Source organism: Martelella sp. UBA3392, assembly GCF_002358775.1.
GTDB lineage: Bacteria > Pseudomonadota > Alphaproteobacteria > Rhizobiales > Rhizobiaceae > Martelella > Martelella mediterranea.
Genome location: NZ_DEPM01000223.1, coordinates 1 through 8,098 on the forward strand (window position 1 = coordinate 1; position 8,098 = coordinate 8,098).

General features: G+C 63.3%; 7 protein-coding genes. All 7 read right to left on the reverse strand.

From position 1 onward, the window contains the following. Positions 1 to 131, reverse strand: a 131-nt coding sequence (locus B4E36_RS17955; RefSeq protein ID WP_345900638.1) for an ATP-binding cassette domain-containing protein, incomplete at its 3' end; no start/stop codon positions are given. Between the two features lie 9 nt (positions 132 to 140). Continuing rightward, positions 141 to 1,193, reverse strand: coding sequence for a carbohydrate ABC transporter permease (locus tag B4E36_RS17960; protein ID WP_292059498.1), 1,053 nt, complete (start codon positions 1,191 to 1,193; stop codon positions 141 to 143). After that, the gene (locus tag B4E36_RS17965) at positions 1,190 to 2,185 is read right to left on the reverse strand and encodes a carbohydrate ABC transporter permease (protein WP_292059500.1); all 996 of its coding nucleotides are present in this window, start codon (positions 2,183 to 2,185) and stop codon (positions 1,190 to 1,192) included. Before B4E36_RS17965 ends, B4E36_RS17960 begins: the two co-directional genes overlap by 4 nt. A gap of 41 nt (positions 2,186 to 2,226) precedes the next feature. Beyond that, positions 2,227 to 3,489 (reverse strand): ABC transporter substrate-binding protein, encoded by a 1,263-nt coding sequence (locus B4E36_RS17970; RefSeq protein ID WP_292059502.1) that lies wholly within the window; start codon positions 3,487 to 3,489, stop codon positions 2,227 to 2,229. A 105-nt stretch (positions 3,490 to 3,594) separates the two neighbouring features. Next, complete coding sequence (locus B4E36_RS17975; RefSeq protein ID WP_414673781.1) at positions 3,595 to 6,099, reverse strand: hypothetical protein; 2,505 nt, start codon at positions 6,097 to 6,099, stop codon at positions 3,595 to 3,597. Beyond that, on the reverse strand, positions 6,096 to 6,929 hold the full coding sequence (gene kduI / locus B4E36_RS17980) for a 5-dehydro-4-deoxy-D-glucuronate isomerase (protein ID WP_292059503.1): 834 nt from the start codon (positions 6,927 to 6,929) through the stop codon (positions 6,096 to 6,098). The genes B4E36_RS17975 and kduI overlap by 4 nt, the downstream gene beginning before the upstream one ends. Further along, entirely contained in the window at positions 6,923 to 8,026 is a 1,104-nt protein-coding gene (locus B4E36_RS17985) for a glycoside hydrolase family 88/105 protein (RefSeq protein WP_292059506.1), read from the reverse strand. The genes kduI and B4E36_RS17985 overlap by 7 nt, the downstream gene beginning before the upstream one ends. Positions 8,027 to 8,098 lie beyond the last annotated feature (72 nt).

An 8,098-nucleotide genomic window follows, 5' to 3' on the forward strand; every position in this document is an offset into this window, starting at 1 on the left:
GTCGACTTGCCGCAGCCCGACGGGCCCACCAGAACCGTGAACTCGCCATCCGGTATATCGAGGTTGATGTCGTGCAGGACCTTGAGTTTGCCATAAGCCCGATCAACCTTGTTCAGCGTTATCTGTCCCATGATGGCATCCTATTTCAGTCCGGAACCGGCAATGCCGGAGGTGATGAAGCGTTGCAGGAAGACGAAGACCAGCACGACCGGGATCATGGTCACCACCGTCATCGCCAGGATGTAATGCCACTGGACATTCAGCTCGCCGGCATAGGTATTGAGCCCGACCTGCAGCGTGTAGACCTCCTTCGAGGACAGCACGACCAGCGGCCAGAGGAAGTCGTTCCAGCGCCAGACCACAGAGAAGATCGCGAGCACCGCCAGAGCGGGCGCGGCCAGCGGCAGCACGATGCGCCAGTAGATCTGCCATTCCGAGGCATTGTCCATCCTTGCCGCGTCGAGCAGTTCGTCCGGGATCGTCAGCATGTATTGACGCAGCAGGAACACGCCCGTGGGCGTTGCCACCGTCGGGAGGATGACGCCCCAGAGCGAGTTGTAGAGACCGACGGCGCTGACCACGGAATAGAGCGGCACCAGCAGCACCGACAGCGGCACCATCAGCGTGCCGACAATCAGCATTAGCACCGCATCACGCCCCCGGAACTTGTATTTCGACAGCGCAAACGCCGCCATGGAATTGGTGATCAGCGTGATCAGCGTCGCCATCAGGGTCACGAACACGGAATTGCGCAGATAGAGCAGGAAGTCATTGCTCTCCAGCGGCGTGACGTAGTTCTCCGTGGCAAAGCCGACCTTTCGCACGGGCGTACGCTCGGCGATGTTAACCTTGATGATCTCGCTGGGATCGGCGGGATCGACCATCTGCGCGACGATGCCGATCCGGCGCACCTCGGCGAGTACCCTGGTCGAGCCATCCGGCAGGGTCACGTCATAGAGGTTGAGCGGCTTGTCATAGCCTTCGACCTCCGCCTGCTGGCTGACATAAGGCAGGATGGTGGGCGGGAACTCGGCCAATTGCGCCGGCGATTTGAAGGATGAAAACACCAACCACAGCGCCGGGCCAAACATGATGATCAGTCCGCCGATGAGCCAGACCCAGGTGACGATATCGGTCCAGTGCCAGCCATCGCCGCCGCGCCGGCGGAACAGGAACTTCGAAACGGCACTCATTCGCGCGCTCCCTTCTGTTCGTTGCGCCGCCCGAGGCCGAGTTGAACCAGCGTAAGGACCACCAGCACCAGCCCCATCATGATCGATGCGGCGGCGGCAAGGCCCGGATTGCGCAGCAGCGAGGCGAAGCCGACCTCGTAGATATATTGCGTCAGATACATGGTGGAGGTGCCGGGTCCACCGCCGGTCAGGACATAGACCTCGTCGAAGATCTGCACCGCGCGGATCAGCGACAGCACGATCACCACCAGCAGGTTCGGCATCAGGAGCGGCAACGTGATGCGCCAGAAGACGCGCGCCGGCTTGGTACCGTCCATCTCGGCGGCCTCGTAGAGATCGCGCGGGATCGCCTGAAGCCCCGCAAGCAGAATCAGCGTGAAGAAGCCCATATGCGCCCAGACCGACACGGAGACCGCCGCCGTGAAGGCCGGCAGGCGCTCGGTCAGCCAGTCATGGGTATCGGCGCCGAATGTGTAGAGAACGTAGTTGAGCAGGCCCTGACGCTGCAGGATCCAGCGCCAGATCAGGCCGACGACCACGGGCGACAGCAGCACGGGGAAGAAGAACACCGCGCGCCAGAAGCCCCGGCCCGCGATCTTGCGGTTGAGGATCAGCGCGGTGATCATCGCCGTCAGCGTCATCAGCGAGACCTGGAAGAACACGAAGATCGCGGTGTTCTGCGCCGCCTTCCAGAACAGGTCCTCGCGGCAGGTGCCCGGGTCGAGGTAGTTTCGGCAATCGAGAAGCCGGCCATATTGTTCAAGGCCGACAAAGGTCCGATCGGCCAGGAAATAGGCCGAGCCGGATGTCATCGAATAGAAGAAGTTCATGACCAGCGGGATCAGCACGAACACGCCGAAGATCGCCATGTTCGGCGCCAGGAAGAACGCCGCCATGCCGCCGGTGCCGGTGGCCCGCTGCCACGCCTTGAGCGGCGGGTTCAAAAGCGCGGCCAGCCACATGACCGGCGACGTGATAACGGCGCCGGCCATGTGTTTTATGTCGGACAGGTTCGCCACTTTTCCGCGCTTGCCTACTGCTGGACCTTGTCGGCGATATCCTGGTCGATACGCGTCCAGGCTTCGTCGAGGGTCAATTCACCGGCCATGACCTGGCTGATGCGGGTAACGAGCGCGCCATAATAGGCCGACGCCCACTTCCATGCCGGCAGCGCGTCTGCCGCGGGCAGCGTCTCCGCCGAGGACTTGACGAAGGCATCGAGCGCCGGGCCGACATTCTTGTCGTCGGTATCCCAGTTCAGGCCGCCTGCGGCGACCACACCCTTATGCGCGGGCAGAAACAGGGTGCGCTCGGAGAACTCCTTCACGATCTCGGGGCTCGCGAGATATTCCATGACCTTGGCGACATCTTCCGGGTTCTTGGTGTATTTGATGCCGACGAGCGCTGCCCCGCCCTTGAGGCCTGAGCAGCCGACCGTGCCGCAGGGCGAACCGATCGCCACCCAGTCGAAACCGTCGCCGATCTTGGTCGAGAGGTTCGCGACCTGCCAGCTACCCGAATAGTAGAACGGGATCTGGGCGTTGATGAAGTCGTCGGCGGCCGCGCGATAGGTGGAGCCGGCGGCAGATACCCAGGTATCCTTCAGCATCAGACCGTCATTGGTCCAGTCGACGAGCTTGGTCGCAAACGTCTTGGTGCCATCATCCACCGGCGCCGGCATGCCATCGGGGCCGATATAATTGGCGCCGTAGGAAACGTTCGGGCCGGAAATGCGGTGGCCGGAACGGTCGATGGCGAAGGCCGCCGCCGTCTGCTGGCTCTTGGCCACTTCGGCCGAGGCGTTGACCCAGTCATCCCAGGTGGCCTTGTCGCCCGGCAGATCGACGCCTGCCTGCTCGAACAGCGTCTTGTTGGCAAAGCCGCCGGTGAGCGTGAGCTGGGTCATGAAGCCGGTGATGGCATCGGAGCCGTCGGGACGCATCCAGTCGGCCTGGGCGCCGAAATTCTCCTCCCAATAGGCCGGGTCGGACAGATAGGGTCGCAGGTCAAGCCAGTGATCGGCCAGCGCCTTGATATCCGTGACGCGGGCGATATCGGGTCCCTGCCCGGCTTCGAGCTGGATCGGAAGCTGCTCCTGGATCACCTTGTAGGCGACATTGTCGAGCGTGACATTGATATCCGGATTGTCCTGCATGAAGCGGTTGACGAGGTCCTGCATGACGTCGCCCTCGACGCCATCCGAATACCACATGATCCGCACATCGCCCGCGAACGCGGATGTCGAGGCCATGAACCCCGCCGCGACGATGGATAGAATGCTGACTGCATTTCTCATAACAATTCCTCCTCTTTTCCGGGCTCCCGCCCTTGCCGATCATCGGCTTTTTACCCGCCTTGCGGCGGTCATCTCCCGTGGGCTCTCCCTGCCCTCCGGCAAAACTTAATCCCGGAACGGCCGCGCCTCGCCCGCGATCGTCCATTCCGCCGGGTCGAGCCTGCGGCCCTCCGCCGCGACGGAGCCATCGGCCCCGAAGCGGACCCTGCCATATTCAGGATCGTCGACCAGAATATCGTCATTGGTCTCGTCCACAAGACTGAGGGTTGCAAAATCCTTCCCAAGCGCGCCGGCGCTGTCGCGCTCGGCCATACGCACGATCCATGTCGCCTTTCGACCGGGCGCGCGCAACTCGTTGCCCGCCGTCGGTCCCGTCGTCACAAGCGCCAGTCCGGCATCGACCTTCAGCATCACGCAGCCGCTGCCGCAGCGCGCCAGCGCCGTATCGCCCTCGACGCGCGCCTCGTCGAAAACGGATTGCGGGAACCAGCAATGGGTGAAATCGGGCTGCTCGGCGGCGCAATTGAAACGCACCACGGCAAGGCCGCGATACTGATGGACGCGCGGCAGCGTGCCCGAGCCGCCCCAATAGGACGGCCGTCCGTAACCCGAATGCAGCACCTCGCCCGGATGGTTGATCCAGATGGTGGCGTCCGGATTGTCACCGAGACGCAGATGCACCACCGTCTCCTGATAGCCCCACTGGTTCCAGCGATAGGCGGCGGCGCTGCCGAGCGCATGGGAGGCGGTCTTGTAGTGATAGAGCCGCGCGAACCGGTCCTGGCCCTGGGCGAAGGTCCATTCATGACCTTCGCTGCCGGAGACCGAGGCGATGGCGGCAAGCTCTTCCGGTATCCGAAGGCCGTGATCGCGCAGGCAGAGCGCCAGTTGCGGCAGGGCGTGGAAGCGCATGCCGTAATTGCCGCGCCCCCAGATCATCCGCGCAATGCCCGAGAGCTCAAGCGAGCGCGACGCCCTGAGCGTATGCTCATAGGAACGCCCCTGAGCGCCGGTCATCACGCCGTGATGGGCCGAGCGCGCGACGATCTCGACAAGCCGGATGATGGCCTTGCCCGCGCGGTCTGCGATGTCGCGATCGGGCGCCAGCGCATAGAGCGCGCATAAGCCCTTCAGGTCGATCGGGAAATAGGGCGCGGAGTTGAATTCGGCCATTTCCCATTTTTCGAAGTGATCCAGCCAGGCGCGCACCCGCGCGGCCCCAATCGCCGACTGTTCGGCGCCTGTACGCTGCGAGCGTACGAACCGGGCCTCGGGCAGCATATGACCTGCGAGATAGGCGGCGGTGTGAAACAACAACGCGTGGTTCTCGGAAAAATACCACTGCACGTCATTGCCGGGCTCATCCATCCAGTAGCGATAGTTGAGGATGGCGGCATCGACGCGATCGCGGACCTTGGCCCCGATCTCGTCGCCATAGGCGGCGCGGCACCAGATCAGCGGCACGAGAATGAAATCGGCGCAATCATGGCAATCCTCGATCGCCGGCAGCGCGCTTTCGATCATCGCGTCGGTCTCTTCACCGGCGATGCCGATGGCGAACCGCGCGAGCGCGCGCACCGTATCGGCCTCGGCGTGGTTCGCGACTTCGCCGAGCGCTTCGGTGATGCGCTCGGGGAGGTTTTCCGGAGCCTTGCCCTGACGCGCCACATGGCAGAGTTCAACGCCGAAGACACGCGAAACGGCGTAATCGCCGCGCGCCAGCGTCACCTTGAAATGGCGGAAATCGGCGGGCAGGTCCGCGGTATCGGCGACCGCGAGCCGCAGCGCCCCGGCGGCAAGCGTCCGCTCAAAGCTCAGCGGCTTCTCGATCGACATGAAGTCGCCCTCGATCACCACCTTGGCCGCGACATCGACCGGCAGGCCGGTATCGGCGACCAGCGCCACCTCGCCCGCGCCATAGGCCGGCTTTTCGAAATGCATCGCGGCCAGCATGGCTTCCATCGCGTCGGCGACCGCAGCCTCGACCGGGATCGGCAGGGCGTGTTCGACAGCGGGGCCGGACAGATAATCGAGTTGGAAATAATAGCGCGCATCGCGCTCGGCGAGATCATCAAAGACGATGCCGATAACATTGTCGCCGGCTTCAAGCTGAACCGTGAACTCTTCGATGGTCTCGAGATTGCGGCCATAGGGCGCCATGAAGCCGACCTCGCGGCCATTGACGAACAGCACCGCGCCGCCGCAGGTGCGCAGCGCCAGCCGGGCCTCGCCGGCCGTTTCGGCGCGGATCGTCGTTTCCGCGAAGGTTTTAAGCTCGGTGGCGCGGAACCAGAAGCCCGACAGGTCCACGCGCGGGGAGCCGAACGGCAGCCAGGTGCGCGTAAGGTCCGGCCTTGTCTCGCCGATCACGGGCCGCTTGCCGCGCCGCTCTGTGGCAAAGATCGTCCGGCAGGGATATTCGTGCGGAATGAAATTCTTGTGCTTGGTCAGAAAGAAGAAGGGGTCCATCTCCCCCTGCATCGGCTGATCGGGAACGTCGTAACGCGCCTCTTCCGTCGCCGAAAGTCGCCAGTAGACGATCGGTTCGCCCGCCCCAAGCGGACGCCGGAGCGTCCTTTCCGTCTCCATCTGGTTCAACGCCGAATTCATCTGAGCTCCCTGATCGCAACCGGATCGACATCGGTATAGACTTTATTTTCGCCGGTCATGCCCCAGACGAAGGCATAGGGCCCGGTGCCCGCGCCCATATGGATCGACCATGCCGGCGAGATCACCACATCGCCATTGGCGACGACCAGATGGCGGGTATTGTCGGGACGGCCCATAAAGTGGAAGACGCGGTCCTCATCACCGAGATCGAAATAGCAATAGGCCTCCATGCGCCGCTCGTGGAGATGAGGCGGCATGGTGTTCCAGATGCTGCCCGGCGCGGGATCGGTGATCCCCATCAAAAGCAGGCAGGAGGGCGCGACCTCGGGGTGGATATACATCCGCAGCTCGCGCTTGTTGGATTTCGCCTCGTCGCCCATCACCAGCGGCTTGGACTCGGCCCGCTTGATCAGCCGATGCGGAATGTCCGCGCCGGCGGGGACCGAATTCATGTAGAACCGCGCCGGCTTGCCGGCATCCGCGCTTTCCAGCGTCACGCTTTTCGCGCCTCGGCCGATATAGAGGATGTCACGGTTGTCGAGTTCGTGACGCGCGCCATCGACCGTGATCGCGCCGGAGCCGCCGAGATTGGCGATCCCCATTTCGCGCGCGTCGAAAAACGCCTCGGTGCCAACCTCGGCCCCATCGCCGAAGGAGAGCGCGCCGGAGGTCGGCACCGCGCCGCCGACGATCATGCGGTCGACATGGGTATAGGCGAACCGGATTTCGCCGGGCGTGAGCAGGTCCTCCACCATGAATTCGTCGCGCAGCCGCGCCATGTTCATGTTGTCGATATCGGCAGGCGAAGCGCCGTAAAGCGTTTTCAGCATGCTTTCTTCATCCTTTCATTGCTGTGATGCAGGCCTTCCGCAAGGCAAAGGATCGCAAGCGCCTGGCCATAGCCTGTCGGCTGCACCGGAATATCGCGATAGAACTGCAGATCGTGACCCATGCGCGTGCCATAGGAGACATTGGAGACCACGCCGTCATCGCTGATATTGGCCATGACCGCCTCAAGCGCCCGCAGCCCTGCCACCTCGCAGCCCTTGGGCCCGAGGCCCTTGCGGGCGGCCTTCATCAGCCCGAAGCCGAAGCCGGCGGTCGCCGAAATCTCCTCATAGGATGACGGGTCGTCGACCAGCGTGGTCCACGCGCCCGAGGCCGTCTGGAATTTCAGCAGCGCCTCGATCTGGGTTTCGAGCACGCCGAGAAGATAGGCCTCCACCGAGGGCGACAGGTCGCAGAGTTCGATCAGTTCGAGAATGCCGACCGTGATCCAGGCATTGCCCCGGCCCCAGAGCGCGCGGGCAAAATTGTGCCGGCCGGCAAAGGTCCAGCCGTGATACCAGAGCCCAGTTTTCGGATCGGCGAGATAGCGGGCGTGCACCAGGAACTGCCGCTCCGCCTCATCGACGAAGCGCCGCTCGCCCGATGCCTGCCCGTATGAGGCCAGGAATAGCGCGACCATGAACAGCGTATCGTCCCACAATTCGTTGTCGTTGATCTTGTCGGAAACATCGTGCTGGAAGCCGCCTTCCGGCGTTCGCGGCATCTCGGCGACCACCCGCTCGGCCCAGTCGCGCAACACCGCCTCGTAGCGCGGCTGGCGCTTATGACGCCAGATTTCGCTGAGCGCCAGCATCGGCGCGGTGGTGTTGACGTTCATCTTCGGCAGACCCGCCTCGATCCGGCGGTCGTACCAGTCTTCGAGGATCTTCAGATGCGCGTCATCGCCGCTGTGCCGCCACAGGCGCGTGAGCCCGTAAAGCCCGACGCCCTGCGGCCATTCCCAACTGTCGAAGCTGACATAATCGCCGGGGGTGCCGTCGAGATTCGGCTCGTTGAAGCGCCCGTCATGGCGCAGCCCCGTCATCCCGCGCACCAGCGCCGACAAGCTGTCGGAAATCTGATCGGCCGTGATCGGCATGTTTCCTCCCATTCATTCCTCCGACCGAACTGTTCCACACAAAAATCGGTTGCGCAATTTGCAAATTTTTTG

Bases quoted from the DNA above. Each gene is read 5' to 3' on its own strand.
- B4E36_RS17960 (WP_292059498.1), bottom strand. From the start codon at position 1,193: ATGAGTGCCGTTTCGAAGTTCCTGTTCCGCCGGCGCGGCGGCGATGGC.
- B4E36_RS17965 (WP_292059500.1), bottom strand. From the start codon at position 2,185: ATGGCCGGCGCCGTTATCACGTCGCCGGTCATGTGGCTGGCCGCGCTT.
- B4E36_RS17970 (WP_292059502.1), bottom strand. From the start codon at position 3,489: ATGAGAAATGCAGTCAGCATTCTATCCATCGTCGCGGCGGGGTTCATG.
- B4E36_RS17975 (WP_414673781.1), bottom strand. From the start codon at position 6,099: ATGAATTCGGCGTTGAACCAGATGGAGACGGAAAGGACGCTCCGGCGT.
- kduI (WP_292059503.1), bottom strand. From the start codon at position 6,929: ATGCTGAAAACGCTTTACGGCGCTTCGCCTGCCGATATCGACAACATG.
- B4E36_RS17985 (WP_292059506.1), bottom strand. From the start codon at position 8,026: ATGCCGATCACGGCCGATCAGATTTCCGACAGCTTGTCGGCGCTGGTG.